The following is a 26964-nucleotide window of genomic DNA, read 5'->3' on the forward strand; positions in this document are numbered from 1 at the left end:
AACGAAAGGACATTACATATTACAGGATTACGTTTTACTTTAATGCAATAACCTTTCTTTTTCTCAATCCCCTCAAAGAGTGCCATAATATAAAGGTAACGGATAGTGAGCGAAAACTCATCATGCGTTCCGAAGCGCGTTACCAAAAAGCTGTATAATCTATATTGAGTTTCTATCTTTCCCTATCTTCGTCTAACCGAAAAAGAGGAAAAGGGGGTGTTGTATCTTTGTGGTGCGTAAAATAAATAAATAGTTTAATGTTATGTCGTTAATGTATCACTTAGTGCAGCGCCCTGACAAGTCGGAAGGGGCCGCAGAAGATGCCAAGTTGTATTACGGGCAAGTCCGCGTAAGACAACAAATTGATTTCAATACGTTGTGTGAAACGATAGCCGACCGCTCGACGGCCTCGAAAGGAGACGTACAGGTGGTGCTCGACGGGCTCATCCACGTGCTCAACCAGCAGCTCCAGAACGGGAACTCCGTGCAGATGGGCGACTTTGGAAATTTCCGGATGAGCTGTGGTTCGAGAGGAGTCATCAACAAGGAGGAGTTCAATACCTCGCTCTTCAAAAAGGGAAAGATTATCTTTACGCCCGGCTCGAAGCTGAAGAACATGGCTGCATCGCCCAAGTTCGAACGCATTGAGGTGGTGAAGGCGGACGGAACGGAGTAAGCACGAAGACGTAGAGGCACAGCGTTTATGTTTTTGTTAATTTACAAAGATATATTCGCTGTGTTTTTGTATTTCTGCCTATTATCAACAGTCGTAATTCCCAATTTCCATCAAGAATATCATCAAATGAACCAGCTCCCGTCGGGAGAAACGTTTCCGAGGTCTTCATGCCTTGCCAATGAGAGATTTTTCGTACCTTTGCGCCCGTTTGTAAGGAAATCATGTTTTATTTTAGTAGCAGATTATTTATGAAGAAATGGATGGTGGGTGCGTGCCTGATGCTTTTGCCGTGGACAGAACTGGCGGCCGAAGGTTTTCAGGTGAACGCGCAAAGTACGAAACAGGCGGGTATGGGCCATGTGGGCGCCGCCTTGAAGTTGGGAGCGGAGAGTATGCATTTTAATCCGGCCGGATTGGCATTTATGGAGGAACGGGTGGATGTCTCGGTCGGCGTGTCGGGTGTCTTTGCCCATGCGAAATATTCCACGGGAGATTATGCGTTCAAGACAGACAACCAGCCCAGTACACCGCTTTATGCGTATGCTGGGTTTAAGATATATGATAACCTGGCGGCGGGCGTGATGGTAAATACGCCGTATGGGAGTAGCATCCATTGGGGTGATAACTGGCGCGGCGCACATCTGGTACAAGATATTGCGTTGAAGGCATTCAACATACAACCCACAATCTCGTGGAAAATCACCGACAAGTTGAGCATCGGGGCCGGATTGATGATGGAGTTCGGGAATATCCAGCTGAACCGCGCGTTGATAGGACCAGGCGAACTGTCGTATATGGCCGATTTCATGCTGGCCAGCGTGAGCCAGCAGTTGCCTCCGGCGCTGGTCGGCGTGTTGCTTCCCGCTTTGGAACCCATTCAGGAAGAGATGGCGGTATACGACGATGCGTCAGCAGCTTCGGTCGCGTTGCAAGGTGATGCCGGCGTGCGGTTGGGGTTCAACGTGGGCGCAATGTACGACGTGAACGAGCATTTTACGGTCGGTGTGTCGTATCGTTCGAAAGTGACGGCCCATGTGAAAGAGGGCGAAATCTCCCTAAAATATGCGAATGAAGAGCATTTCGCCGCGTTGGTGCAGCAAATCAACGGACTGTTGGGACAGCTACCCGAAGGGTTGGGATTGCCTGCGGGCATAGGTATTCCGCCGCTCAACGAAGGGACATTTGCCGCCGAGCTTCCTTTACCCAGCAATTGGAATGTCGGCATCGCGTATCGCCCGAACCGGGACTGGACAGTTTCCGGCGAAGTACAGTTCGTGGGGTGGGGCGCGTATGAGGCTTTAGACGTGCATTTCTCGCCCTCGTCGTTGAGTCAGTACGATATCCATGCCGATAAACGATACAAGAACTCGCGCATATACCGGCTCGGCGCGGAATACGCAGCCACGCCCCGGCTTGATGTCCGTTTGGGTGCCTATTGGGACGAATCGCCCGTGGAGGAAGATTATTTGAATCCAGAAACCCCCAGCATGAACAAGCTCGGCATCACAGCCGGTTGCAGTTTCCGCCCGATAGACCGCCTGTCGGTGGATTTCTCTTTTTCGTATGTGACAGGCTTCGGACGGGATGGTTCTTATACAGACGAATATATGTTGATGAAAACAATACCGAATTTGGCACCCGAATACAAGACGCGCGTCTTTGGCGGACACTATGATGCGTATGCCCTTATGCCCGCTATCGGAATTTCGTATGGATTTTAAGGATAACACATGAACGATAAACTGAAAGGATTTTTGTATGGCATTGCCACGTCGGTGACGTTTGGCTTGATTCCGCTTTTTACGCTGCCTTTGATGCAAAAAGGCATGACCTCGGATTCGATACTGTTTTATCGTTTCTTGGCGGCTACGTTGGCGTTGGGAGCCATGTTGGTGATTAAGCGGGAATCGTTTCGGATTGCGTGGCGCGATGTGCCGATGCTGGTATTGTTGTCGTTCTTCTATACCGCTTCGGCCACGTTCCTGTTGTATGGATACGAGGTAATGGGAGCCGGCATTGCGACTACGTTACATTTCACGTATCCTGTCTTCGTGACACTCCTGATGGGAGTTCTTTTCCGCGAACGGGCATCGTGGGTGACGTGGATAGCCATCGTACTGGCAGTAGGCGGTGTGGCGAAGCTCTCTTTGCAAGGTGGGGAGATGCGGCTCGACGCGATGGGCGTGATGGTGGTATTGCTGTCGGCCGTAGGATATGCGAGCTATATTATTGCTGTCAATAAGTCGCGGATACGAGACATGCACAGCCGCAAGTTGGCTTTTTACGTCTTTGTGTTTACTACGTTGCTATTTGCGTTGAAAAACGGAGTAGGTGAGGGTCTACAACCCCTTCCCGACGCGGTTTCGGTGCTGAATATTGTATTGTTGGCCGTGGCGCCCACAGTGATTTCCAACATTACGCTCCTGCTGGCGGTGCGCTACATCGGAGGCACGACCACCTCTATCTTGGGTGCGCTCGAACCGGTGACGGCCGTCTGCATCGGTGCTTTCCTTTTCGGAGAGGTTTTCTCGTGGAACGAAGCATTTGGCATTGCGTTGATATTGGTAGCGGTTGTGTTAATTATCCTGAGCCAACGTATCCGTGACCAACTCACGGTGGTCATGAAACGTATTCGTCCGCGCCACGCTTAATTTCGAACAGCTATGTATTTATATACTCATTTGACATTACACGATTTTATCGACGCGCTTCAAACAAGCGGCGGGCAGCGCGTCCTTTCCTTACCATTGGAAGATGGCCTGATTGCAGTTTGCCGACGCGAGGCAGAGCCTTACGGTTTGTCGCTTTTCCGGCAGGCCATGCGTGAATATGAAGCGGAACACCATCTTCTGACGGCCGAACGTAAAAGTTCCATGCCTTTCTTCCGTCAGCATCAATGGCGGTTGGTAGGGCCGGAATGGATTCCTTTCGTCGCTTCCTTTTTCGAATCGCGTTTGCCCTTCGAAGGAGACGGTCCTATGGTGCGCCTGGTGTTCGATTATGAGGCATTAACCGACTATTGTATCGGTGAAAATATATCCCTTTTCCGTTGTAAATACGATGCAGCGCAGGCGGTAACTGGTTGGAAAAAGGCTTTGGCTGCGGAATATGGTAAAGTCTTTTTCGATGAAGAACATACCGGTTTTGCGCCGGATTCCCGCTTTGTCTCGCTGCTGCTCCAGGCCGTGCTCGAAGTGCGCCCTTCAGAAGAGGCCGAGCGGAAAGAGTGGCGGATGGTTGCATTCAGGTCTCCCGAAGAGGCCGAATATGCATGGCAATCCGGTACGTTGCGCCCCAGCACGCATTTGTCACTTCCGGCTGATTGCCTCATGCGGGTAGAATGGCCGGATTATGTCCATTATCCTGAACTTTATACCGCCTTGATTGGTTGTATGAAACAAAAGGGTTTTGTGCCTGAACGCCTTTTGGAAGGCTTGATAGAATAAGTTAAATTATAAAATAGGCAGACAGTTATGCAGAAACATTTACAAGTAATCTTAAAACCGCTGGGGCGTTTCGCGATTCAGAAGCCCAATGCGAGCGTCCTTTTGTTTCTTGCGACGATTATTGCCATGGTGCTGGCCAATAGTCCGTTGCAGGAAAACTATCATCAGTTCTTGAAGTTTCCCATCAAACTTAACGTCGGAGATTTCAGTTTCTTCACGCATCATGGTGAGCCGATGTCGATGTTGGCTTTTGTCAACGACGCGCTCATGGCGGTATTCTTTTTTACGATTGGTTTGGAAATCAAACAAGAAGTGCTGGTTGGCGAACTTCGTTCTTTCCGGAAAGCCTTGCTTCCTATTGTAGCAGCCTGCGGCGGAATGATTGTACCTGTTTTGTTTTATGTATTGGTTTGTCCCGAAGGAGCAGCAGCACGTGGAGCTGCAATTCCGATGGCTACCGATATCGCCTTTGCTCTTGCTGTTTTGGGTTTGTTGGGAAAGCGCGTCCCGCTGAGTATGCGTATTTTCCTGACTGCTTTGGCCGTAGTCGATGATATCGGGGGAATTATTATCATTGCTCTCTTTTATAGTGGGCATGTGGCATTCCAACCCCTGCTCTTTTCGCTCGTGTTGCTGGCTGTTCTTTACATAGGTGGAAAGATGAAAATTTATAATCAATTGTTTTATTACGCACTGGGTTTTTGCGTCTGGATGCTTTTCCTGGAGTCGGGCATTCATCCGACTATCGCCGGTGTGTTGGTAGCGTTCACTGTGCCGGCTCGTCCGAAGATACAATTGGAGCATTTCTCGGAAGACATGCACGCCTATTTAGATATGCTCGACGCCTCCGAAGTGAAAAGCGGACCTCGTGCGACGGTCTTAACACCGCATCAGATTCAAGTCCTTCACAATGTCCATGTCCGTACGAGTCATGCTGTCAGTCCGCTCCAGACTATTGCCCATCGCTTACATCCGTGGGTGAACAACCTCATCTTGCCGCTCTTTGCATTCGTGAATGCCGGCGTGACATTCGGCGATATCCAACCCGAATCGTTGCTGCATATTCCGATGGCTGTGGTGCTTGGATTGGTATTGGGTAAGTCGCTGGGAATATTTGGTTTCTCGTATGCTTTTATTCGCACGGGTTTGATTCAAATGCCTACAGGAGCAACGATGCGCCGTCTTTTTGCCGTCTCGATGTTGGGTGGAATCGGATTTACCGTGGCTCTCTTTATTGCCAATCTCTCGTTCGACAGTACGACGCCAGCAGGATCCGACCTGTTGAACCAAGCCAAGCTCGGCGTTTTTGCTGGTTCCTTCTTGGCCGGCGTGACAGGTTATTTCCTACTTCGCTGGGTTTTGCCGAAAGAAAACGGAGAGTCTGGATATAGAGCTACATCAGACCACTGAGAAAGGTTGTAAAGACCCATTAAAAATAAAAGAAGAGGCCGTCTTAATTTTCTTTTGAGACGGCCTCTTTTTTGTTTTTCATTCAAGAGATGACTTACAAGGTCTCTTGTTTCAGTTTCTCTACGTATTCATCAATGCGGCGCATTTCTGCTGGAATATTGATGCTTTGTGGACAATGTGGCGAACATTGGTTGCACCCGATACAATGATTGGCTTGACGGAGTTTAGGTACGCTTCGGTCGTAACCAATCAGAAAGGCACGGCGTGCTTCGCGGTAGTTTGCATCTTGTTGGCTGCTTGCGATATTTCCCTCGTTCAAACATTTGTTATAATGTAAAAGGACTGCAGGAATGTCTATGCCATAAGGACAAGGCATACAATATTTGCAATCGTTACACGGGATGGTATCGAATTGCATCATCAGCCTTGCCGTTTCCTGGAGGAATGCAAATTCTTCGTCTGTTAGCGGTTTGAGTGGGGAATAAGAGTGCAAGTTGTCTTGTAGATGTTCCATGCGCGTCATGCCACTCAAGACCGTCAACACCTTCGGAAAAGAACCTGCAAAGCGGAAAGCCCATGAAGCTACGCTACGTTCCGGATCTCGTTGTTTAAGTTGTTTTACTACATTGTCTGGTACGTTCGATAGGCGTCCTCCGAGCAGAGGCTCCATAATGATAGCCGGTATATTCCTTTTGTCTAATTCGGCATAAAGATATTCTGCATTCGTATTGCGCGGATTAATGTCTTTGGCGAATTTCCAATCCAGATAATTTAATTGGATTTGTACAAAGTCCCACTTGTACTCCTCGTGTTTCGAAAGCAAGTAATCGAATACTGAGACATCACCATGGTAGGAGAAACCTAAGTTCCGGATGCGTCCAGCCTCTCGTTCTTTTAAGAGGAAGTCTAACATACCGTTATCGATATACCGGTCTCGGAGCGTTTGCATTCCTGTACCGCCTCCTATCGAGTGGAGCAGGTAATAGTCAATGTAATCGGTCTGTAACTCTTCGAACGATTTTTGGTACATTTCCATGGAGGCTTCACGCGTATACACGTTGAAATTCGAGAGCTTGGTGGCGATGAAGAGCTTCTCGCGCGGATGGCGGGCGAGCGCTATTCCTGTTGCCCGTTCGGATAATCCACGACAATAGGCAGGTGATGTATCAAAGTAATTTACTCCATGCTCGATAGCATAATCTACCATGCGGTTTACCATTTCTTGGTCAATCGGTTCGTTTCCTTCACGGGCGCTTCGTCCTCCTACGGATGGAAGACGCATCATCCCGAACCCCAGCAACGAAACTTTGTCTCCTGTAGTCGGATTGACGCGATAAGTCATTTCTCCCTCAGGCACAAGGGGATTTGTATTATTTTGTTCACGAGGTCCGCAAGCCGATAAACCTGTCGTAACAAGTGTAGCTGCTCCCATTTTCCCCAGGAAGGAGCGGCGGGATATATTCTTTGTTTGTTCCATATTTTCTTTCTATTATATTAGGTATTCGTTTATATTATGTGGTGTACTTCGTGTCCTTCTACATAGATGGCACTGAAGGGGCGAGCCGGGCATAACGCTTCGCATGCGCCGCATCCGATACACCTCTCTTCATTTATGATAGGGATTTTTACAGATTCCGGGTCGTTCCTGTCTGATGGTACCATCTGAATGGCTCCCGAAGGGCAGTGACGAGCACAATTTCCACACTCAACTCCATCGGTCAAAGGTACGCAATTGGCTTTTATCCACACGGCATGCCCGATTTGTATAGAGGATTTATCTGCTCGGCTAATAGGATGGATAGCACCCGCTGGGCAAACCTCTGCACATTTCGTACATTCCGGACGGCAATAACCTCGTTCGTATGACATTTCAGGCTGCATTAATTTCTTCAGGTCGGTAGATGGACGCAAAACTTCGTTCGGACAGACGGATACGCAAAGTTGGCAAGCCGTGCAATGCTGGGCAAAGTTGCGTGCGCTCAAAGCTCCTGCGGGGACAATCGGAGTGGTTCGCTTAGGAGCTTTCTTCTCTTCGATGACCGCCAAACCTCCATCCACCTTCTTTTCTTGGGCTTTCAGGAGGGAAGTTGTAGCCAAAAGGGAAACCGCCGAGAGGAATCCACGACGCGATTCGCCTTTTCCCTCCTCCGGAGTAGCTGGGGCAGGCGCTTTTTTCAAGCGAGACGTGTAGTGAATGGCATCGTGTTTGCATGTATCCAAGCAATCCAGGCAAGTCACGCACCGGCTATGGTCGATTGTATGGTGCTTGAAATCAATACAAGCCGCTTTACATTTCCTTGAACAGAGGCTACATTCCTTACATTTGGCGGCATCTATCGAAACACGGAATAGAGAGAAACGGGATAAGAAGCCCAGCACAGTCCCTACTGGGCATATTGTGTTGCAATAGGTACGTCCGTTTCGCCATGCCAATAGGCTTATTATAATAAAAGTAAGGGCGGCGATGAGGAACGTAGGCAGGCTTTTCATCCAGACGTTTGTTTCGTAGAATGCGTAGCTGTCCATTCGCTCTGCCAAAAGAGCTAACAGGTTGTTTCCCCATCCATAGAGCGGGGCGAAGAGGTTGGAGGCGATACGTCCGTAAGAACTATAGGGCGCCAACAAAGCAACCACCGAACCTATCCCGGCTATCAGTGCCACCACGAACAAAGCCAGTACTCCGTAGCGCAACCAGGAGCGGGCCGGAGAATAAGAGAAGCGGAATTTCTTTTTCTTCCGTTGCCCATTTATCCACGATACGACGTCTTGGAACACGCCTAACGGGCAGATTACGGAACAATACACACGTCCTGCCACCAGTGTCAATACGATAAGGAACAAGACGACTCCCACATTCAGCGCTAATAACGCCGGGAGGAATTGGATTTTCGCCATCCAGCCCAACCATGCGTGCAGTGTTCCTGTGAAGTCGAGGAACAGCATCGTAATAGCAGCAAAGAACAAGATAGCAAGCGTCAGTCTGATTTTTCGTAACATATTCTATTATTTATATTTGAATAAAAGGGTTATTTCCATTTTGCTTTTTAATCACGATACAAAAATAGGCATATTATTCTTTCCTGCATGTAGATATTTTACAGAAATGCTTACCGATTTTCCTGTTCCCGCCTGCTTAAAACTTTTTTCTGCCTGGGAAAACTTGCGAAACTAATGGGGAATTCTTTAAATATCGTCGGTGAATGTGCAAATATCGACGATATTTGTATATCTTTAGGCTAAAGATAAAGAAATATCGACGATACGTGAAGAATAGATAGGCAGAAAAGAAAGTTTTCTTCGGCATGAGGGAAAGTTTCTTTCGGGGGGAAATCCGGTTTTCCTTTTGTCTGTCTGGAGGAATCCAATACCCATTTTTAGGGATATGCCTTTCCAAGCAGCATGTAAAATACCGAAAAGCGGGGATTGTAGAGGTGACGATATTGTCCGACCTTTGCACTCGAAAATATAAATCCTATAATAAAAACGCAATTGGAAACAAATATGAAGTATTATGCCCTTACGTTTTTCCTGCTTATAGGCACGACGTTTACGGTATGGGGACAACAAAGACAGGGTCATAAGGGCCGGCACGATAGACATCACAAGGAATCCCGGCATGGCCAGTCGTTTATTTACGGAAAAGTAGTTACGAACGATAAAACGCCAGCTGATTTTGCTTCCGTTTATTTGAAGGGTACGAGCTATGGGTGTGTTACCAACGAGGAAGGATATTTTGAAATGTGGGCACCGGCGGGTGAATATACGTTGGTCGTATCGGCCGTTGGGTTTGAAACGACGGAAGAACGGGTGGTTATTGGCAAACGAGAGGATAAGGAGGTGAATCTTCGAATTAAGTCGCAGGCTACGGAACTGGCGGCCGTCGAGGTGGTATCGAATGGAGTAAGCCGTGTGAAGCGCTCGGCATTCAATGCCGTGGCGTTGGATACGAAGGAGTTTGAGAATTCGACCAAGAGCCTGAGCGATGCGTTGGCGAAGACGCCGGGCATGAAGCTTCGCGAGTCGGGCGGCGTGGGTTCAGACATGCAATTGATGATGGACGGCTTCAGCGGGAAGCATATCAAGGTGTTTATTGATGGCGTACCTCAAGAAGGGGTGGGCAGTTCCTTTGGACTGAACAATATCCCGGTGAACTTTGCCGAGCGTATCGAAGTCTATAAAGGCGTGGTACCGGTTGGCTTTGGCACGGATGCCATTGGAGGTGTGGTGAATATCATCACCAAGAAGAAGCGCGACCGCTGGTTTGCGGATGCCTCTTATTCGTATGGCTCGTTTAATACGCATAAGTCGTATGTGAACTTCGGGCAGACCTTTAAGAATGGTTTCACGTATGAGATGAATGCTTTCCAGAACTATTCGGACAACAACTATCACGTGGACGCCAATGTGGAGGTATTCAACTTTAATCCGGATGGTTCGGTGTCGACATACATCGATACGCGCAACAAGGTACGGGTGAAACGTTTCAATGATACCTATCATAATGAAGCCGTCATAGGAAAGCTGGGTGTCGTAGACAAGGCATGGGCAGACCGTTTGATGTTTGGCTTTACCTATTCGCACATGTATCAGGAAGTGCAGACCGGTGTGCGTCAGATTACGGTCTATGGAGACAAGCATCGCTATGGGCACTCTTTTATGCCGTCGGTCGAATACCGCAAGCGCGACCTCCTCACCAAGGGATTGGACGTAGTCTTTACCGCGAATTATAACCGTAATGCCACAACGAATGTGGATACTTCTTACTACCATTATAACTGGTACGGCGAGCGGTATCGGATGAATACGCCGGGCGAACAGTCTCGCCAGTTCTCGCGGGCAGATAATGATAACTGGAACGGCACGTTGACGGTAAATTATCGTCTGGGCAAGGCACATACGTTCACGTTCAACCATGTGATGAACCTGTTCCACCGGCAGAATACCTCTATGCTGGCCATCGAGGAGGAGGAGGATGCCATTGCCAAGGAGACGCGCAAGAATATCTCCGGGCTGTCGTACCGCTTAATGCCTACCGAGAAGTGGAACCTATCCGTGTTCGGGAAATATTACCACCAGTTTGTCGCCGGTCCTATGGCGGAAGATGCGACACAGAGCAACTATATCCGTACAACGCGCAATGTCAGCTCGATGGGTTACGGGGCGGCAGGTACTTACTTTGTCTTGCCGGAATTGCAGGCGAAGCTCTCTTACGAGAAAGCGTACCGTTTGCCCACGATCGAGGAGATGTTCGGCGACGAGGACTTGGAGATGGGCGACGTAAGTATCCGTCCGGAGAATAGCGATAATATCAACCTGAACGTGAGCTACAACAAGACTTTCGGTCGACATTCGCTCTATGCCGAAGGGGGATTCGTCTATCGCAATACGAAGGATTATATCCAGCGCAATATTACCGACTTGAGCGGAGGCAAGGAGGCGGCTACTTACGTGAACTACGGCAAGGTGGAGACGAAGGGCTACAACCTCTCGCTCCGGTATGGCTTCAGCAACTGGTTGAGCATCGGCGGGAACTTCACGCAGATGGACGTGCGCGACAAGCAGCGGACGCAAATCGGGACTACAACGGCCAACCTTGCATACGGGGCACGGATGCCGAACGTCCCATATCGCTTTGCCGATATGGACGTTACCCTCTTCTGGCACGACCTCTTCCGCAAGGGGAACACCCTCACGCTGACGTATGACAACCAGTACCTGCATAGCTTCTCCTACTATTCGGAAATCATCGGCAGCAGTAGTGATGAATATAGGGTGCCGAACCAGTTTTCGCACAATATCTCGCTCTCGTACAGTATGCAGCACGGGCGGTACAACCTTTCGTTTGAGTGCCGCAACTTCACGGACGAGGACTTGTATGACAACTTTAGCCTCCAGAAGGCAGGACGCGCGTTCTATGGCAAGGTACGTGTCTATTTCGGCAATTAAGACTCAACCGTTGGGTATCTCAAAGGGGAACTGTTGGTTGTTCCAAAGGGGAACCGTTGGGTATTTCGAAAGGGTACCATTGGGTCTGACGGAGGGTAACAGATGCCCTTAGAAGGAGTAAATAAGAAGATGTTTTATAGATATAACTTATTAAATATAAATAGAAGATGAAAAAGAACTATTTCTTGGCAGCATGTACGGCTGCATTCTTGACATGCGGTGCATTTACGGCATGTAGTGATGATGACGACCCTATCACGGGTGGTGGTAATGAGAACGGTGGCGGTACGACACCTACCGAGGAGGCCTTCTCTCGCTATGTAGTGGCTACTTCTACGACGGCTTCGGGTAATACCTCTTATACGTTACTGACAGCAAATTCGTTGGATGAAGGTACTATCTCGGCTGTTAATAACGGATTGACCAACGACGGGGCAACGCAATGGATTTTCTTCGACGAGCAATACCTCTATGGATTGAATTACAATCAGGGGAGTGGCGGTACGACAGCCTCTTATATCCTGAATACCGACAGTACGATGGAGAAACGCGCGATGGAGTATACCATTCGCCGCTTCACGACGTATGGCACGTATGGCGATTATATCCTGACGACCTCGACAGGCGACGGACCTACGGAGTGGGCGGACGAGAATGGTTATGTGCCTCAGTCCATCCTCATCTCTTACCTGGATGTGAATGCCGAAGAGTATTCGACCAATAATACGCAAGAAGAGGCGTACCTCTCGGAGAACTTCTTGGGAAATGGTGAGTATGTAACGTTGGCCGGTTTATTAGAACATGATAACAAGATTTATTCGGCAGCCATCCCGATGGGATTAAGCCAATACGGGTGTATGCAGAAGAACGACGACGGTAGCTATAAATGGGTACTTCCCGGAAATGAAGACCTCATCAAGACCGAAAGCGGTGGTTCTGGATCCGGTGCATACGATAAGGATGAGTTGCAATGGACGCAGTATCCGGATTCTTGCTGGGTAGCTATCTTCGACGACCAGACTCTGACCACGAAGAAGATTATCAAAACAGGTAAGATTAGCTATGCCGCAGGGCGCAACCGTTCGCAATACTACCAGATGGTATGGGAAGCCGGAAATGGAGACGTGTACGTGTTCTCTCCGTCATACGCCAAGACGATGAGCGACCCGCGCCAGCAGACCACGTTGCCTGCCGGGGTGGTACGTATCCCGTCCGGCTCGGAAGACTTCGATGATTATTATTGCAACATCGAGGCACAGAGCGACGGATGCAGCTTCCTCCGCGTATGGCCTATCAAGGATGATTACTTCCTCATGCTGATGTACGACCGACCCTTGACGGAAGAGGATTTCGCAGCGACCCGCCTCGCTATTTTCAAGGCAGAAGACCAGACACTGACCTACGTGACCGGTCTGCCCTCTACGGTGAGCAGCTTCGGCAGTACACCTTATGTAGAGAACGGTATAGCCTATGTAGCTGTGACGGTAAGCGACGGCAATCCGGCTATCTATGCGGTGAATCCGGAGACCGCTGAAGCTACGAAAGGATTAGAAGTGGAAGCCACGCAAATTACAGGGGTAGGTAAACTGACCTATACACCGGCTAATTAACCCAACTTCGCGACGGATGTTTCGATTAAATAGTTTGTTCTTGATATTCCTCCTGCTTGCGCAATCCCTGCGGAGCCAGGAGGATATCTGTATAGGGAGGCCGCAGGTCCTCACGTCGGAGGTTTTAGGCGAGGAACGTACCTGCTGGGTTCATCTGCCGGATGGGTATGGGGCGGAAGGTATTTCACAGCGTTACCCCGTGCTTTACCTCCTTGATGGCGAGGCTTTCTTTCATGTGATGGTGGGCATCAGCCGGACGCTCTCCACCACGAAGGGAAAGCATCTCCCTCCTTGCATCATCGTGGGTATCCTCAGCAAAGACCGGACGCGCGACTTTACCCCGACTGCATCCAGCTTCGGACGTGATGGCAAGGTGCAACCTGGGGTCGTTCCCCAAGGGGGAGGCAGCGAGGCGTTCTTCCACTTCCTGACTGATGAGCTTCGTCCATACATCGATAGCCTCTATCATACGAACGGACAGAATATGTTGGTAGGGCATTCCTATGCCGGGCTTTTCACGCTGGATGTGTTCCTGCGCCACGCCGGGAGTTTCGATGTCTATTTGGCGCTCGACCCCAGCCTCTGGTGGGATAACGGACGGTTAGCTCGTGAAGCTACCACGCTGATATCCAAACAGGACTATACAGGGAAGCGGCTCTATATCGGCATTGCCTCGAAGAAGCGTACCGACCGCGTGGATATCCATCTGACTACCGTCAACCGCTTCTTGGCATCTCTGTCGCAAGTCCCCAATTTACAATTCTATCATAAATCATTCCCCGACGAAAACCACGGCTCAGTTTCCATACCGGGATTCTACGACGGGATAAAACAATTATTTGCACAATGAGAAAACTCTTTCATGACATACATCTATGGATATCGATTCCTTTAGGTATCCTCTTCTCTGTAATATGTCTCACAGGGGCTATCTTGGTATTCCAAGAACCACTGTTGCAGGCGATGAATCCCCAGGTGGATATCTCGAAAATGAAACGTCATGACCCTGCCAAGAAGGAGCTGACCGGTTATACCTTCTTCCAGAAAACGCTGGTTATCCATCGTTGGTTGCTCGACCCTCCAGCCAAAAAGGGAGAACGTTCTATCGGAAAGGAAATCGTAGGTTATGGAACGTTGGCGATGGGCATTGTCTTAATTTCTGGTATAGTTATCTGGTGGCCTCGTAATCGGAAGGTATTGAAGAACCGTCTTTCGGTATCCTGTAAGAATGGGATGAGGAGATTTGGGCACGATAGTCATGTTTCGATAGGATTTTATGCTACACTCTTCCTTTTAATTATGTGTTTTACGGGATTAGTTTGGTCATTCAGTTGGTGGCGCGAAGTTTTCTGGAGTTTATTCGATTTCGTTCCGCAAGAAGAGCGGAAGCGATTCCTTTATTCGCTGCATACGGGATTATGGGGAGGTGTTCTTACGCAGATCATATATTTCTTTGCCGCCTTGATAGGAGCTACTCTTCCTCTGACAGGTTATTACCTTTGGTGGAAGAAGCGGAAGTAAACTTTTTGATGTTTCAAAAGCATACCCCAATATAAGGTACAAGTATTTCCGAAACTTCTTCACAACCTCTTGCTTTTATTTGACAAAGCGGTAATTTAAATGAAGAATCTAAGGGATTTCTCCTATCGATTCTTCATTTTGATTTTATCCATTATTTATGTCCTACCGGATGGTTTAGCAACAATATCTGTGTGCTTTTTAGTTTCAATTTCTGGGCTAACGTTTCTTTGTCCATAGTTGCGCGGGGAACGGTTGCCAATCCTAATCCAGCACAAGCGATAGAGATATTCTCCGAGACGATGCCTGCATCCATAGCTCCGATGAGGCGGTTCGATTCCGTATCTCCTCCGCGCATCTTCGAAAGGTCGCTGGTTAATACCAATACAACGGGTGCTGAAGTCACAAAATCTTGACCATTTGCAACCAACGGCCGTAAGTCTTCGGCTACAATGGGATTGAGACAATTTCCTATGGCATCATATCGATATGCACCCTTCTCCAGGCATACATAAATATCCACATCTTGATAGTTTAAGGCACTCGGAGCAGTCCTTTTTTGGGATTCTGGACGATTGATTCCGTTAGCAGCCCATAATAAGTCTGAAAGTTCCTGTTCGGAGAGCATTTCAGGGGTGTAAACACGGGTTGATTGCCGATGTAAGAATGCCTCTAAAATAGTGGTTCCGCCCGATGTACGTGGAGCACGGAGCGAGATAGGCGTAAGTTCTTGAGCAATGACCTGGCCACTCAGGGCGCAGACAGCTAAACAAGTAAATACAAAGTTCTTCATGACTTTATAGTTTTATATATTGAACAATAGGGTTATCTGTTTGCGAAGATACAACAAAAACATTTAGAATATCGGCCATTCAAGGAAAAAATACTAAGGAAAAAGAAGTACGCACCGTAATGGTAGATGGTCACTATAACCTCCTTCGTAGCGAAAACCATAGTAGGAACGAAAGGGACGGACGCCTCGCCAAGTCTTATCGCGAGTTAATAGAAAAGGGGGACGAAGGACCTTTGCACTTTCTAACTGTAGTTGACGAGCCAACCTGCCATTCACTAAAATATGGTCCAATTGATGCCACTCTCCTTGGTATTTATGCGATCCTTTTGCTGTAAAAAAGAGATTGTAAAGAGATGAATCTCTAAGGATCTCTGTCGGAAAAGGTTGTGCTTTCAGGATAGACGTCAGTGTCGCGTCTGTAGCCGAGTCATTAAAATCCCCCATGATGAGACACAAGGACTTGCTTCTCTCTTGACACAAAGAGTCGATGCATGAGCGAAGGAGATGTGCTGCAGCATGTCGTTTAGGACGACTGGCCAACTCCCCGCCATAACGCGAGGGCAGGTGACATACGAAAACATCCAAAGTATCCGAGGAGCGCACCTCTCCCCATACATGCAGGAGATTACGAGTTGATCGCTCTCCATGAGGAAGGGGTACGACGAGCTCTTCCTCTCCCAATTTGCGGAATTGCGTCCGGTCATATAATAAGGCAACGTTAATTCCCCTTTGGTCGTTTCCATGCGTGATGCAATAACGATACCCTATCGTTCGAAGGGAAGTACGATGTAAGAGCGCATGCATTACCGAATCTCCTTCTACTTCGCATAATCCGACAAGAGCCGGCGTATTCCATTCACCTGCCACGTGGATAACTTGTGCTATATGTTGCAGTTTCTGGTAATAACGTCCCTTGGTCCAATGACGGGCACTCTCGGGCATGAATTCCTCATCGTCTGTTTCTGGATTGTCATCCGTATCAAACAGATTCTCCACATTATAGCTTACCACCACAAATGGTTCTCCTTCTTGTGCTTGAAGAGAGGGTAACGTGAGGTAACCTATCAGCATAAAGTAAAAGAAAGATTTCATAGTTATAGGTGTTTAATGGAGTCAATAAATCATTAATTCGCTTCTTTTGGTACATATTCATACGCACCTATTGTAGGTCCGTTACTGCTTTCTATTCGGTTGATCCCTAAACGATCGATAGGGTATTGGGTCGTGACTTCCGGATCTGCTTTCCCTACACCTAAAGAGATAACAGTATCGGGTCTGAAGTCGAACTGATAACGGTTTGCTTCTCCTCCCGTCATTCGATAGATTGGAGCAGCAGAATCCGTTACGAATAGTACCTCTTCGAAATGAGCGTCTGTTTGAGCTTCAGTGGCAAGGACACAATGGTTGAAGTGGTAATCAATCGGATTTGTTTCATCTTCCCGAAAAGAGATTTCCCCCGTACCGGTAGCGTAACTTCCGTCGATGAGGCAATTATCGAACCTTACGCTTAGTGGTGTATAGAGAGTCTCCCCTTCATGGGTATAACTATTGACCAAACCCACGCACGAAGAGCTTCGTTCTACTAATCGCATGAAATTGACTAACGTACAATGGGTGAATTGGTACTGTCCGCCCACCAAACAAGCGATGGCTCCTCCTGCATTGCTCAGTTCTGTATTGGTTATTAACGCTTGGCAATTGCTTGCCGAGAAGACATTGCTTTGCATATTCGTAAACTGGCAATTAGATATTTCTATTTTTTGTTCTGTAGGGGTGGAGGTTTCAAGGGTGATACCTGTCGTCCCATTGCGTACGATGGTATGTTCCATGCGATTGCCCATACTTTCGTCTTTAAAGAAGATGCCGCCCCATTGTCCTGGCGTGCGGTCGTAAGGCAGGATATTGTCAAGAACAAAATCCAAGCGGTCTCCCCGTATCGTCACGGGTTCCTCCAAAGTACCTTCCGAGAGAAGTGTACCCGACACGATGAGGTTCGCCTTATCGTGCATATAGAGCGTAGTACCCTTTGCCAATCGAAGGGTTGCCCCTTGTGCGACGGTAATGCTGTCGTATACTAAATGGGGTAGGTCATTCGTGAAGGTTGTATCTCGTGTAATCTCTAATCCTCCTTTATATAAGTGCATATTTTGTCCGTAGGCTTCGAGTACGACGGATTGTCGTCCTGCGTTCGACATGAATACAATAGAGTCTTCTACCAATAATGGTTGGTTTGCGTCGTTTGGATCAACCGTTACTTCGATGAATATAAACATGCTATCTTCTTCTAAGATGCCTACATTGTCAAAATAATCTCCTTTTCGCCCATCTACATTTAGGCGAAAACCCGATTCGCCTCCACTGGCGAGCATGATGGATTGGATATTCATCGCTTCCGCATTTGGATTGTACACCATAAGTTGTTTTGTGGCAGAACCTATAGTGGTAAATACGGTATCAAATGATATCGTGTCGGTCGAGAATGTCAACCGGTAGTTCGGGTTCGTCGAATAATGTTCTTCCAACCCATTGCAAGCACTGAAAAGGCTGAGGGCGGAGAGAATGATTGATATGAATAACGTTGCTTTCTTCATGTGTTAATTTTGTAATCGCGTTGTTTCTATTTGTCCTTTTTACGTGTCTGCTTTGCAAAGTTAATGTAAAAAATGCAAATGCAAACATGGAAAAGGAAGAATTATTGGCTTTTTTATCCAATGCTTCCTTTTTATGAACGAAAACGTGGGATATTTTATTTTAATCGGAAGGCGGAAAATCTCTCAAGATAGAGTTATAAAGGAAATGGAATATAGTTATAACGGATGTTGAATATCGTTGTAAAAGAATCCAACATCCGTTATGTTTTTAAGAAAAAGAGAGCTTATTTACGCACCGGGATGTGCTTCAAGAGCTCCAAGATATGGCTCCACCACATACCTACAGTCTTAATTTCAAGTCGTTCGTTAGGCGAATGTACGTCGCGCATCGTAGGACCAAATGAAATCATATCGAGATGCGGGTATTTCTCTAAGAAGAGACCGCACTCCAATCCTGCATGGATGGCCATGATTTGAGGTTGTTTATGGAAGAGCTTTTCGTAAGTCTCTTGGGCAATTTTCAAGATGGGAGAATCTGGGTTCGGTGCCCATCCTGGATAACCATCTCCATGCGTAACCTCTGCTCCGGCCAGGAGGAAGGTGGCTGCTACTTGATTGGCTACCATTTCTTTGCAACTTTCAATGGAACTTCGCTGACTTGTACCAACAAGAATCGTATTGTTTTCCTTCATTTTGATAGAAGCCAAATTGGTAGAAGTTTCTACTAAACCTTCGATATCATGGCTCATACCTATGACACCATGTGGACATGCCTGCATGGCGAGGATTACTTTTCCAGCCGTATCGTTATCAATATAAGTAGCCGGTTGGTCGGTCGATTCCATGACGATGCGTACATTCTTGTCCACATGCTTAAGTTCATTTTCGATATCAGCCGTGAAATGGTTCAGTAGGATGCGCACGGGTTCTTTATCTTCGGGTAAAAGTCCAATTACAGCATGTGCTTCGCGCGCAATGGCATTGCGGAGGTTTCCTCCATCTACCGAGCAAAGGGTGAAGTCTGTATGATTTTTCTTTAATATATATAGGAAGCGGAAGAGGATTTTGTTGGCATTTCCCAATCCTTTGTGGATTTCTCCTCCTGAATGCCCGCCATTGAGCCCTTTCACATCAATGCGAAAATATTGGCGGTCTGCCAATGCCTCGACAGGTTGGTAATGGAACAGAGCTTGCGTATCCTTACCTCCAGCACAACCCATGAAGATTTGCCCTTCGTCTTCGCTATCGAGGTTAAGTAGGATGTGACCTGTCATGAATCCTTCTTGGATGGCTTTCGCACCCGTCAATCCGGTTTCTTCGTCGACGGTAAAAAGGCATTCTACCGGTCCATGCTCTACATCGTCAGAAGCAAGCAAAGCCAATTCGGCTGCCATGCCGATACCATTATCCGCTCCTAAAGTAGTTCCATTGGCATGGATCCAATCGCCATCCACGATGGTTTCGATAGGGTCTTTCTCAAAATCGTGCTTTGTGTCATTGTTTTTTTCGCACACCATGTCCATGTGTGCTTGGAAGACAACTGTTTCACGGTTTTCCATACCGGGAGTAGCCGGTTTGGAGATTAAGATATTGCCGGCAGCATCTTTCTTGATGGCCAGATGATGTTGAGCGGCAAAGTGCTCTAAGTAAGCAATCATTTTACCCTCTTTCTTCGAAGGGCGAGGCACCTGGGTAATTTCGTGGAAATATTTCCAGACAATTTCCGGTTTTAAATCTGTTATATTCATCTTTTATGAGGTATTAATAAAGTTAATATATCTATCAAACCGAGTTTATATCGAAAAAAAGTAGAATTTCATCTCGAAAAACTACGCTATAATCGAGCAAACCCTTATATTTGCGCACACAAATATAGAGAGAAAAATGCTAAAAACATTATTATTGACACTCATAATTGTTGCCATTTGTACGATTTTGTTGTGCATAAAGGTGATTATCAAGAAGAACGGACGCTTCCCCAATACGCATATTGAGGGGAATACGGCATTGCGCAAAAAGAAGATTTATTGTGCGAAGACGGAAGAACGTCTGCAGGCCATGCATAAGAATTTATACGATCGTATGAAAGAAGAATAATCAGAAAGATAAATATTTCATGGTATGAAGAACATTAATTACCTTATCAATGGCATCTTGGCAGTGGCCATTGTGATACTTTTTGTGATGCAATTCTCCGGTAAAAAGGAGGCGAATGTGGCGAATGTGGCACCGGCAAGTGCTGGTGAGGCTACGTCTGGACAACTCCCGGTGGCGTATGTCAATGTGGATTCTTTGCTGGAGAACTATAATTATGCCAAGGATTTGAATGAGATTATCTTGAAGAAGGCGGAAAATTCGCGCGCAAGTGTCAATCAAAAGGCAGCCGCTTTGCAGAAAGATATGGAAGAGTTCCAACGGAAGATTTCCAATAACGCCTTTCTTACGCAAGAACGCGCCGAGCAAGAGCAGCAACGTCTCCTGACCAAAAGGCAAGAACTGCAAGATTTGGACACGCGTCTCTCGCAAGAATTAATGGCGGAGCAACAGAAGTTGAACGAACAATTGCGTGATTCAATTGTAAATCAGCTCAAGATATTTAACCAAACGCGTGGGTTCCAAGTTGTATTCAGTAATACCGCAGGTGATAATATTTTGTTGGCCAACGATGTATATGATATCACAGCCGAACTCTTAGAGTATTTGAATAAAAATTACGCGACAAAATAAAATAGAAAATCATAGAATCAATACTTCATAAGTTTTTTAGTGGCATTGCACGAGAAGTGTGATGCCATTTTTGTTTTATAGGCATAACTGAGTTGGAATATAGTGCTAAATGGGTGTGTGTGTCGTAATGGGTATACATGGCACACCCCCATCTTTCGCGCCATTGCCGGGACACTTTCCAGCATGCTGGAATCCTTCGCGTCGTCGCCGGGACACTTTCCAGCATGCTGGAATCTTTCGCGTCGTCGCCGGGACACCCTCATGAATTTCTCATTTTATACCTACAAATGGGTATTCTTGCAACAAAAATCCCTACAAATGGTTATTTATATAGCGTGAAGAACTTTCTACTTTTGTCACATCTTAAAAACAAAAAATATATGAGAATCGAGAAAATTACAGGACGGGAAATATTGGATTCGCGAGGGAATCCGACGGTCGAGGTAGATGTAGTATTGGAATCAGGTGTTATGGGACGTGCGTCGGTGCCTTCAGGAGCTTCTACGGGCGAACATGAAGCGTTGGAGTTGCGCGATAACGATAAGGCACGTTATGGCGGAAAAGGCGTATTGAAGGCGGTCGATAATATCAACCAGATTATTGCTCCGGCTTTAATCGGTATGTCTGCTTTAGATCAAATGGGCATTGACCATGCTATGTTGGAACTGGACGGTACGAAAACGAAATCGAATCTTGGAGCGAATGCCATCTTGGGCGTATCGCTGGCCGTGGCTAAGGCCGCCGCTAACTACTTGGATATCCCTTTGTATCGTTATATTGGCGGTACGAATACGTATGTGATGCCGGTTCCAATGATGAACATTATCAATGGGGGTTCGCACAGTGATGCCCCGATAGCTTTCCAAGAGTTTATGATTCGTCCAGTAGGAGCTTCCAGTTTCCGTGAGGGATTACGAATGGGTGCTGAAGTGTTCCATGCGTTAAAAAAAGTACTTCATGATAGAGGTTTGAGTACGGCTGTAGGAGATGAAGGCGGATTTGCCCCTGCACTGGAAGGAACCGAAGATGCGCTTAATTCTATTCTTGCTGCGATTCGGGCAGCTGGTTATGAGCCAGGTCAGGATGTCATGATTGGCATGGATTGCGCTTCGTCGGAATTCTATAAGGATGGAATATATGATTATAGTATCTTTGAAGGCGAGAAGGGCATAAAGCGTACGTCTGACGAGCAGATTGATTACTTGGAAAAGCTTATCAACGAATATCCTATCGATTCGATAGAAGATGGCATGAGCGAAAACGATTGGGAAGGTTGGAAGAAATTAACGGAACGTATCGGAAAACGTTGTCAGTTGGTAGGTGATGATTTGTTTGTAACAAACGTTGAATTCCTTTCGCGTGGCATAAAGGAAGGGTGTGCGAACTCTATTTTAATCAAAGTAAATCAAATCGGTTCGCTTACAGAGACATTGAATGCTATTGAAATGGCACATCGCCATGGTTATACAACGGTTACTTCACATCGTTCGGGCGAGACAGAAGACGCTACGATTGCCGATATAGCTGTAGCTACGAATAGCGGACAAATTAAGACGGGGTCGCTCAGTCGTTCTGACCGCATGGCAAAATATAACCAACTTCTTCGTATTGAAGAAGAGTTGGGTGAACGTGCCGTTTATGGCTATCAACGTTTGAAATAACTCAATAGAGATTAAATCGGTATTGCTTAATCGAGTGTAAGGAGTCGACCTACAAGCGTGTAGGGGGGCTCCTTTTGTTTTTATTCATGATGATAAGGTTCTCCGTTCAATATTGTCATCGCTCGGTATAATTGTTCGATGAAGAGGATTCGTATCATCTGATGCGAGAAGGTCATTTGGCTAAGCGATAGTTTTTCGTTGGCCATTTGATAGACTTCTTCGCTAAATCCGTATGGTCCGCCAATGATGAATACCAAGCGTCTTGGAGTCGTGTTCATCTTCTTCTCCAGGTAATGAGCAAATTGAACGGAAGTCATTTCTTTTCCTCGTTCGTCGAGCAGGACGACATAATCACCTGTTTGTAACGCCTTCAGGAGTATTTCCCCTTCCCGTTCTTTCTGTTGACTTTCACTCAAATTTTTTACATTTTTGATGTCTGGAATTACTTGCATTTCGAAAGGTACATAATGTGCCAATCGACTTTTATATTCGTTGATGGCTTCTGCAAAATAGCGTGTATCTGTTTTGCCAATCATGAGTAAAGCTATTTTCATTTTCTTTTTACTTGATTTGAGTGAGCAAAGGTAAGAATTTAATGGGGAAATGGAGAGAAAATCGTATCTTTGTGGCACATTTTGTTATAAAAAACGGAAGGTTGGATTTATGAAACGATTGATAGCAATGTTTTGGGGGCTTGTATTTGCCTCATTTCTACAGGCGGCAGACATTACGCAAATTACGTCGGCTATGAAGTCAGGAAAGGCTTCAGAGTTGGTAAACGTATGGGGCGAGCAAGTAGATGTGGCAATAGATGGAGCGTCTCAGGTATGTGATGCAAAAGGAGCAGGAACATTGATGGATGCTTTCTTCCACTCCAATCCGCCTTCGTCGTTTGTTCTTTTACATCATGCAGAGAAGCCTACGAGCGGATTTGTGGTGGCGAAACTCATAGCGGGTGAGAAGACTTACCGCGTGAATATTTCTTACGAGGTGAAAGATAACAAAGCAATTATACAATCCATTAGAATTGAATAAATCATGAATGTACAAGAAACAAAAGAACAATTAATCGATGAACTTATCCGTCTGGCGTTTGCGGAAGATATTGGGGATGGAGACCATACAACATTATGTTGCATTCCAGAGACGGAATTGGGGCGTAGCCAGCTTATTATTAAAGAAGATGGCGTATTGGCCGGTGTTGATATGGCGCGTCGTATCTTTCAGGCTTTCGACCCTCAGTTGAAGATGACGGTGTTTATCGAAGATGGAGCGGAAGTAAAGAAGGGGGATATAGCGTTTGTGGTAGAAGGAAAAGTGCAATCCCTTTTACAAACGGAACGCCTCATGCTGAATGTCATGCAGCGTATGAGCGGTATAGCTACGATGACTCGCCGTTATGTTCGGGCATTGGAAGGTACAAAGACGCGGGTATTGGATACTCGTAAAACGACACCAGGCATGCGTATCATGGAGAAAGAGGCCGTGCGCATAGGAGGTGGTGTAAATCACCGTATAGGTCTTTTTGATATGATTCTATTGAAAGACAATCATGTGGATTTTGCAGGCGGCATTCGCCCGGCTATTGAGCGTTGCCATGCGTATTTGAAGGCGAAAGGTAAGGATTTGAAAATTGAAATAGAGGTGCGTAATTTTGACGAAATCCGCCAGGTGTTGGAAGTGGGTGGAGTCGATCGCATCATGCTTGATAATTTTACGCCAGCGGATACGAAGAAGGCAGTCGAAATGATAGGTGGTCGATATGAGATTGAATCGTCGGGAGGTATAACATTTGATACCCTTCGTACGTATGCTGAGTGTGGCGTTGATTTTATTTCGGTAGGTGCTTTAACGCATTCTGTCAAGGGGTTGGACATGAGTTTCAAGGCAGTTGAAGGAAAAAAGTGAACCGATATTTTATTTATTTGGCTTATAATGGAGCACCGTTTTGTGGTTGGCAGTCACAACCCAATGGTGCTTCTGTGCAACAGAGCGTTGAACTTGCATTGTCGACCATCCTTCGTAAGCCGATAACCATCGTAGGAGCAGGACGAACGGATGCAGGTGTACATGCCAAAGAGATGGTTGCACATTTCGAAGTGGAAAATCCCCTTTATAATTTCGATTATTTATGCCGAAAGTTGAATCGTTTTTTGCCTAAGGAGATTTCCATTCATCGTATTATTCCGGTGGCAGACGGAGCACATGCTCGTTTTCATGCCCTTTCGCGCAAATACCAATATCACCTTTCGCAAGAGAAAAATCCCTTTCGATATCCGTTGCATTATTATTATCCGGTGAAGTTGGATTTCGATCTTATGAATAAAGCATGCCAAATCCTCTTCGATTACAATGACTTCACAAGTTTTAGCAAATTGCATTCGGATGCTAAAACGAATATTTGTCATATTTATGAAGCGAATTGGAAGCAGGTGGATGATGAATGGGTATTTACGATTTGCGCGGACCGTTTTTTGCGTAATATGGTACGTGCTATAGTTGGTACGTTGATTGAAGTAGGGCGGGGGAAGTTGACACTCGAAGGTTTTCGGCAAATTATCGAAGCTAAAGATCGATGTGCTGCAGGTTCATCCGTACCAGGAAATGGGCTTTATTTGATAGAAGTCACTTATCCAGAGGATGTTTTTATTACCCAAACGGAAAAATAAATAGGTTGTTATGTGGGTTGTTTTGGCCTTCTTGTCTGCCTTTCTTTTGGGCTGCTATGAGGTGAACAAGAAGATGTCGCTCAATGGGAATGCAGTCATTCCAGTGTTGTTCTTTAATACATTGATAAGTAGCTTGCTTTTCTTTCCCTTTATCCTGCTTTCCTATGAGACAGATTGGTTAGATGGCACGCTTTTTTACGTTCCTCATGTATCGTGGGAAGTTCATGTCGCGGTATTTATTAAAGCAGTTATTGTCCTTTCTTCGTGGATATTTGGTTATTTTGCCTTGAAACATTTGCCTTTGACCATATCCGGTCCGATTAAGGCGACGCAACCTGTATTGACACTCGTGGGGGCATTGCTCCTTTTTGGTGAGCGGTTGAATGTGTATCAATGGATTGGCGTAGGATTTGCGGTAGCTTCTTTCTACCTTCTTTCTGCTTCAGGGCGAAAGGAGGGAATCCGTTTTTCGCATGATAGATGGATTTATTTCACGATCCTTTCTGTTCTTTTAGGATCGTTGAGCGGGTTATATGACAAGTATTTGATGCGTGATTTGGATGTAATGACCGTGCAAGTATGGTTTAATATCTATCAATGTGCGATGATGCTGGTTGTTTTGATGTGCCTTTGGTATCCCAGGCGTAAACATACGACTCCCTTCACCTGGCGATGGAATATCATTTTTATTTCTCTTTTCTTATGTGTGGCTGATTGGATTTATTTTTATGCTTTAAGCGACCCTCATTCGATGATTTCTATTGTTTCAATGATTCGTCGAAGCAATGTTTTAGTTACCTTTGTAGCCGGAGCTTTGTTCTTTCACGAGAAAAATCTGCGTAGTAAGGCCATTGATTTGCTATTAGTACTTATGGGTATGATTTTCTTATATTTAGGAACAAGCGGGGATTAATCTAAAATAGGATGTGTTTTTATGGAACTGAAAAAGATAATGGCCGTATGTGGCTTTATGGTTTGCTCATTTTCCTTGTGTGCGCAAGATATGGCGGAAGTCTTTATTGCAATGCCTAATGAGTATTTACCTCAGCTGGAGGATGCTTGGCGAAAGGATTTGGTCGATTTGTATCGTTCGGGCGAGAAAGCACGGCTGAAAAACGGTATGAATGGCATGTCGGAGCTGGTGAAATTGACGAAAGATTATCTTCTTTTGCAATCTACGGAGCGGACAACCGTCGAGATGAAACTCTTGCCTTTGGTAAACAATACGTTTGTTATCTGTCGAATCGTCACGCTGGAAGGCCCTGTGAAAGATAGCCGCGTGACCTTTTTTTCGCCAGAATGGAAACCGTTGCATGCAGAAGACTTATGGTCGCCTGTTTCATCTGATTGGTTTAGGCGGACGGATGTGGATACTACCTCAGTTAATTACGGAGAGGCTATTTATCAGTTAGATATGGAGTTGTTTTATTATCAATTGAGTTCGGACGATTATACCTTGACGCAAACTTATACCACGCCGGCATATACAGACCAAGAAACGCAAAAGAAATTGCGGGCTTATCTCAAAGAAGAACCCAAAGTATATACTTGGACGAAATCATACTTTAAATGAGCGTAAGTTAAAGGATATGGTCCTTTCATTTTAACCGTAAGGGCAAGAGGGTGTGTCGTAATACGCGATTCACCCTCTGTCTTTATCAACAAACCAAGAACAGTTAACTTTTTCGAGCAGCAATCTTTTAAAGACACCGCGCAGTGTAGAGCTTCTCATCTCCTTGGTGTGACGGGAGTGGCGAGACCTTCGCCATAGGCTGCGCGAGCGATTCGCCACGGCCTGTGCGAGGGTATCGCCATAGGCTGCGCGAAGGTCTCGCCATGAGTTACGCGAGGCTTTCGCTACGAAACAACGAATGGAGGCAAACTATTACATTCATACGGACGCCATCCAGAAGCCTT

General features: G+C 46.4%; 24 protein-coding genes. 17 read left to right on the forward strand and 7 right to left on the reverse strand.

The features are described 5' to 3' along the window. The first annotated feature begins 262 nt into the window (after positions 1-262). From B5F77_RS13415 to nhaA, 5 genes are all read left to right on the forward strand, one after another. Positions 263-676 carry an HU family DNA-binding protein gene (locus B5F77_RS13415; RefSeq protein ID WP_087331639.1) on the forward strand — a complete coding sequence of 138 codons (414 nt, stop codon included), beginning with the start codon at positions 263-265 and terminating at the stop codon, positions 674-676. A 248-nt stretch (positions 677-924) separates the two neighbouring features. Next, entirely contained in the window at positions 925-2397 is a 1473-nt protein-coding gene (locus tag B5F77_RS13420) for an outer membrane protein transport protein (RefSeq protein WP_087331641.1), read from the forward strand. 9 nt (positions 2398-2406) lie between these two features. Then, complete coding sequence (locus tag B5F77_RS13425) at positions 2407-3327, forward strand: DMT family transporter (RefSeq protein ID WP_087331643.1); 921 nt, start codon at positions 2407-2409, stop codon at positions 3325-3327. 12 nt (positions 3328-3339) lie between these two features. Next, positions 3340-4122 carry a hypothetical protein gene (locus tag B5F77_RS13430; protein ID WP_087331645.1) on the forward strand — a complete coding sequence of 261 codons (783 nt, stop codon included), beginning with the start codon at positions 3340-3342 and terminating at the stop codon, positions 4120-4122. 27 nt (positions 4123-4149) lie between these two features. Next, entirely contained in the window at positions 4150-5532 is a 1383-nt protein-coding gene (gene nhaA, locus B5F77_RS13435) for a Na+/H+ antiporter NhaA (RefSeq protein WP_087331647.1), read from the forward strand. Between the two features lie 94 nt (positions 5533-5626). Here nhaA and B5F77_RS13440 read toward each other — a convergent pair whose 3' ends face one another. Together B5F77_RS13440 and B5F77_RS13445 are read right to left on the reverse strand one after the other, a co-directional pair. Then, complete coding sequence (locus tag B5F77_RS13440) at positions 5627-7009, reverse strand: aldo/keto reductase (RefSeq protein WP_087331649.1); 1383 nt, start codon at positions 7007-7009, stop codon at positions 5627-5629. A 29-nt stretch (positions 7010-7038) separates the two neighbouring features. Further along, entirely contained in the window at positions 7039-8529 is a 1491-nt protein-coding gene (locus tag B5F77_RS13445; RefSeq protein WP_087331651.1) for a 4Fe-4S binding protein, read from the reverse strand. 504 nt (positions 8530-9033) lie between these two features. Here B5F77_RS13445 and B5F77_RS13450 point away from each other — a divergent pair. The 4 genes from B5F77_RS13450 to B5F77_RS13465 all read left to right on the forward strand — a co-directional run bounded on the left by B5F77_RS13450 (position 9034) and on the right by B5F77_RS13465 (position 14609). Further along, the gene (locus B5F77_RS13450; protein WP_087331682.1) at positions 9034-11478 is read left to right on the forward strand and encodes a TonB-dependent receptor; all 2445 of its coding nucleotides are present in this window, start codon (positions 9034-9036) and stop codon (positions 11476-11478) included. Positions 11479-11645: 167 nt separating this feature from the next. Beyond that, a complete protein-coding gene (locus B5F77_RS13455) occupies positions 11646-13088 on the forward strand; it encodes a DUF4374 domain-containing protein (RefSeq protein WP_087331653.1) in 1443 nt (480 codons plus the stop codon). 16 nt (positions 13089-13104) lie between these two features. Then, entirely contained in the window at positions 13105-13938 is an 834-nt protein-coding gene (locus B5F77_RS13460) for an alpha/beta hydrolase-fold protein (RefSeq protein WP_087331655.1), read from the forward strand. Continuing rightward, positions 13935-14609 (forward strand): PepSY-associated TM helix domain-containing protein, encoded by a 675-nt coding sequence (locus tag B5F77_RS13465; protein ID WP_087331657.1) that lies wholly within the window; start codon positions 13935-13937, stop codon positions 14607-14609. The genes B5F77_RS13460 and B5F77_RS13465 overlap by 4 nt, the downstream gene beginning before the upstream one ends. A 151-nt stretch (positions 14610-14760) precedes the next feature. On the opposite strand, the gene B5F77_RS13470 is transcribed toward B5F77_RS13465, so the two are convergent. The 4 genes from B5F77_RS13470 to B5F77_RS13485 all read right to left on the reverse strand — a co-directional run bounded on the left by B5F77_RS13470 (position 14761) and on the right by B5F77_RS13485 (position 19738). Next, entirely contained in the window at positions 14761-15399 is a 639-nt protein-coding gene (locus tag B5F77_RS13470) for a SagB/ThcOx family dehydrogenase (RefSeq protein ID WP_087331659.1), read from the reverse strand. A 93-nt stretch (positions 15400-15492) separates the two neighbouring features. After that, complete coding sequence (locus B5F77_RS13475; RefSeq protein ID WP_087331661.1) at positions 15493-16491, reverse strand: endonuclease/exonuclease/phosphatase family protein; 999 nt, start codon at positions 16489-16491, stop codon at positions 15493-15495. Between the two features lie 32 nt (positions 16492-16523). Beyond that, on the reverse strand, positions 16524-17990 hold the full coding sequence (locus B5F77_RS13480) for a hypothetical protein (protein ID WP_087331663.1): 1467 nt from the start codon (positions 17988-17990) through the stop codon (positions 16524-16526). A 284-nt stretch (positions 17991-18274) separates the two neighbouring features. Continuing rightward, the gene (locus B5F77_RS13485; protein WP_087331665.1) at positions 18275-19738 is read right to left on the reverse strand and encodes an aminoacyl-histidine dipeptidase; all 1464 of its coding nucleotides are present in this window, start codon (positions 19736-19738) and stop codon (positions 18275-18277) included. Positions 19739-19874: 136 nt separating this feature from the next. Here B5F77_RS13485 and B5F77_RS13490 point away from each other — a divergent pair, with 136 nt between their 5' ends. The 3 genes from B5F77_RS13490 (at position 19875) to eno (ending at position 22378) form a co-directional block, all read left to right on the forward strand. After that, entirely contained in the window at positions 19875-20087 is a 213-nt protein-coding gene (locus B5F77_RS13490) for a hypothetical protein (RefSeq protein WP_087331667.1), read from the forward strand. Positions 20088-20111: 24 nt separating this feature from the next. Then, a complete protein-coding gene (locus B5F77_RS13495) occupies positions 20112-20717 on the forward strand; it encodes an OmpH family outer membrane protein (RefSeq protein WP_087331668.1) in 606 nt (201 codons plus the stop codon). Positions 20718-21097: 380 nt separating this feature from the next. Next, positions 21098-22378, forward strand: coding sequence for a phosphopyruvate hydratase (gene eno, locus B5F77_RS13500; RefSeq protein ID WP_087331670.1), 1281 nt, complete (start codon positions 21098-21100; stop codon positions 22376-22378). 80 nt (positions 22379-22458) lie between these two features. Here eno and rlmH read toward each other — a convergent pair whose 3' ends face one another. Next, positions 22459-22932 (reverse strand): 23S rRNA (pseudouridine(1915)-N(3))-methyltransferase RlmH, encoded by a 474-nt coding sequence (gene rlmH / locus B5F77_RS13505; RefSeq protein ID WP_087331672.1) that lies wholly within the window; start codon positions 22930-22932, stop codon positions 22459-22461. Between the two features lie 109 nt (positions 22933-23041). Here rlmH and B5F77_RS13510 point away from each other — a divergent pair, with 109 nt between their 5' ends. Genes B5F77_RS13510 through B5F77_RS13530 form a run of 5 tightly spaced genes read left to right on the forward strand, consistent with a single transcriptional unit; the run spans position 23042 to position 26620 of the window. Then, complete coding sequence (locus tag B5F77_RS13510; RefSeq protein ID WP_162608010.1) at positions 23042-23413, forward strand: DUF4783 domain-containing protein; 372 nt, start codon at positions 23042-23044, stop codon at positions 23411-23413. Positions 23414-23416: 3 nt separating this feature from the next. Beyond that, on the forward strand, positions 23417-24286 hold the full coding sequence (gene nadC / locus B5F77_RS13515) for a carboxylating nicotinate-nucleotide diphosphorylase (RefSeq protein ID WP_087331676.1): 870 nt from the start codon (positions 23417-23419) through the stop codon (positions 24284-24286). Beyond that, positions 24283-25047, forward strand: a complete 765-nt coding sequence (truA, locus tag B5F77_RS13520; RefSeq protein ID WP_087331678.1) for a tRNA pseudouridine(38-40) synthase TruA — start codon at positions 24283-24285, stop codon at positions 25045-25047. The genes nadC and truA overlap by 4 nt, the downstream gene beginning before the upstream one ends. A gap of 10 nt (positions 25048-25057) precedes the next feature. After that, entirely contained in the window at positions 25058-25960 is a 903-nt protein-coding gene (locus tag B5F77_RS13525; protein ID WP_087331680.1) for a DMT family transporter, read from the forward strand. A 21-nt stretch (positions 25961-25981) separates the two neighbouring features. After that, positions 25982-26620 carry a DUF3256 family protein gene (locus B5F77_RS13530; protein ID WP_239446362.1) on the forward strand — a complete coding sequence of 213 codons (639 nt, stop codon included), beginning with the start codon at positions 25982-25984 and terminating at the stop codon, positions 26618-26620. Positions 26621-26964: the final 344 nt, after the last annotated feature.

The sequence above is a fragment of the Parabacteroides sp. An277 genome, from assembly GCF_002159645.1.
Classification (GTDB): domain Bacteria; phylum Bacteroidota; class Bacteroidia; order Bacteroidales; family Tannerellaceae; genus Parabacteroides.

Coding starts and splice junctions, on each gene's coding strand:
- B5F77_RS13415 (WP_087331639.1), top strand. CDS start 263: ATGTCGTTAATGTATCACTTAGTGCAGCGCCCTGACAAGTCGGAAGGG.
- B5F77_RS13420 (WP_087331641.1), top strand. CDS start 925: ATGAAGAAATGGATGGTGGGTGCGTGCCTGATGCTTTTGCCGTGGACA.
- B5F77_RS13425 (WP_087331643.1), top strand. CDS start 2,407: ATGAACGATAAACTGAAAGGATTTTTGTATGGCATTGCCACGTCGGTG.
- B5F77_RS13430 (WP_087331645.1), top strand. CDS start 3,340: ATGTATTTATATACTCATTTGACATTACACGATTTTATCGACGCGCTT.
- nhaA (WP_087331647.1), top strand. CDS start 4,150: ATGCAGAAACATTTACAAGTAATCTTAAAACCGCTGGGGCGTTTCGCG.
- B5F77_RS13440 (WP_087331649.1), bottom strand. CDS start 7,009: ATGGAACAAACAAAGAATATATCCCGCCGCTCCTTCCTGGGGAAAATG.
- B5F77_RS13445 (WP_087331651.1), bottom strand. CDS start 8,529: ATGTTACGAAAAATCAGACTGACGCTTGCTATCTTGTTCTTTGCTGCT.
- B5F77_RS13450 (WP_087331682.1), top strand. CDS start 9,034: ATGAAGTATTATGCCCTTACGTTTTTCCTGCTTATAGGCACGACGTTT.
- B5F77_RS13455 (WP_087331653.1), top strand. CDS start 11,646: ATGAAAAAGAACTATTTCTTGGCAGCATGTACGGCTGCATTCTTGACA.
- B5F77_RS13460 (WP_087331655.1), top strand. CDS start 13,105: ATGTTTCGATTAAATAGTTTGTTCTTGATATTCCTCCTGCTTGCGCAA.
- B5F77_RS13465 (WP_087331657.1), top strand. CDS start 13,935: ATGAGAAAACTCTTTCATGACATACATCTATGGATATCGATTCCTTTA.
- B5F77_RS13470 (WP_087331659.1), bottom strand. CDS start 15,399: ATGAAGAACTTTGTATTTACTTGTTTAGCTGTCTGCGCCCTGAGTGGC.
- B5F77_RS13475 (WP_087331661.1), bottom strand. CDS start 16,491: ATGAAATCTTTCTTTTACTTTATGCTGATAGGTTACCTCACGTTACCC.
- B5F77_RS13480 (WP_087331663.1), bottom strand. CDS start 17,990: ATGAAGAAAGCAACGTTATTCATATCAATCATTCTCTCCGCCCTCAGC.
- B5F77_RS13485 (WP_087331665.1), bottom strand. CDS start 19,738: ATGAATATAACAGATTTAAAACCGGAAATTGTCTGGAAATATTTCCAC.
- B5F77_RS13490 (WP_087331667.1), top strand. CDS start 19,875: ATGCTAAAAACATTATTATTGACACTCATAATTGTTGCCATTTGTACG.
- B5F77_RS13495 (WP_087331668.1), top strand. CDS start 20,112: ATGAAGAACATTAATTACCTTATCAATGGCATCTTGGCAGTGGCCATT.
- eno (WP_087331670.1), top strand. CDS start 21,098: ATGAGAATCGAGAAAATTACAGGACGGGAAATATTGGATTCGCGAGGG.
- rlmH (WP_087331672.1), bottom strand. CDS start 22,932: ATGAAAATAGCTTTACTCATGATTGGCAAAACAGATACACGCTATTTT.
- B5F77_RS13510 (WP_162608010.1), top strand. CDS start 23,042: ATGAAACGATTGATAGCAATGTTTTGGGGGCTTGTATTTGCCTCATTT.
- nadC (WP_087331676.1), top strand. CDS start 23,417: ATGAATGTACAAGAAACAAAAGAACAATTAATCGATGAACTTATCCGT.
- B5F77_RS13525 (WP_087331680.1), top strand. CDS start 25,058: ATGTGGGTTGTTTTGGCCTTCTTGTCTGCCTTTCTTTTGGGCTGCTAT.
- B5F77_RS13530 (WP_239446362.1), top strand. CDS start 25,982: ATGGAACTGAAAAAGATAATGGCCGTATGTGGCTTTATGGTTTGCTCA.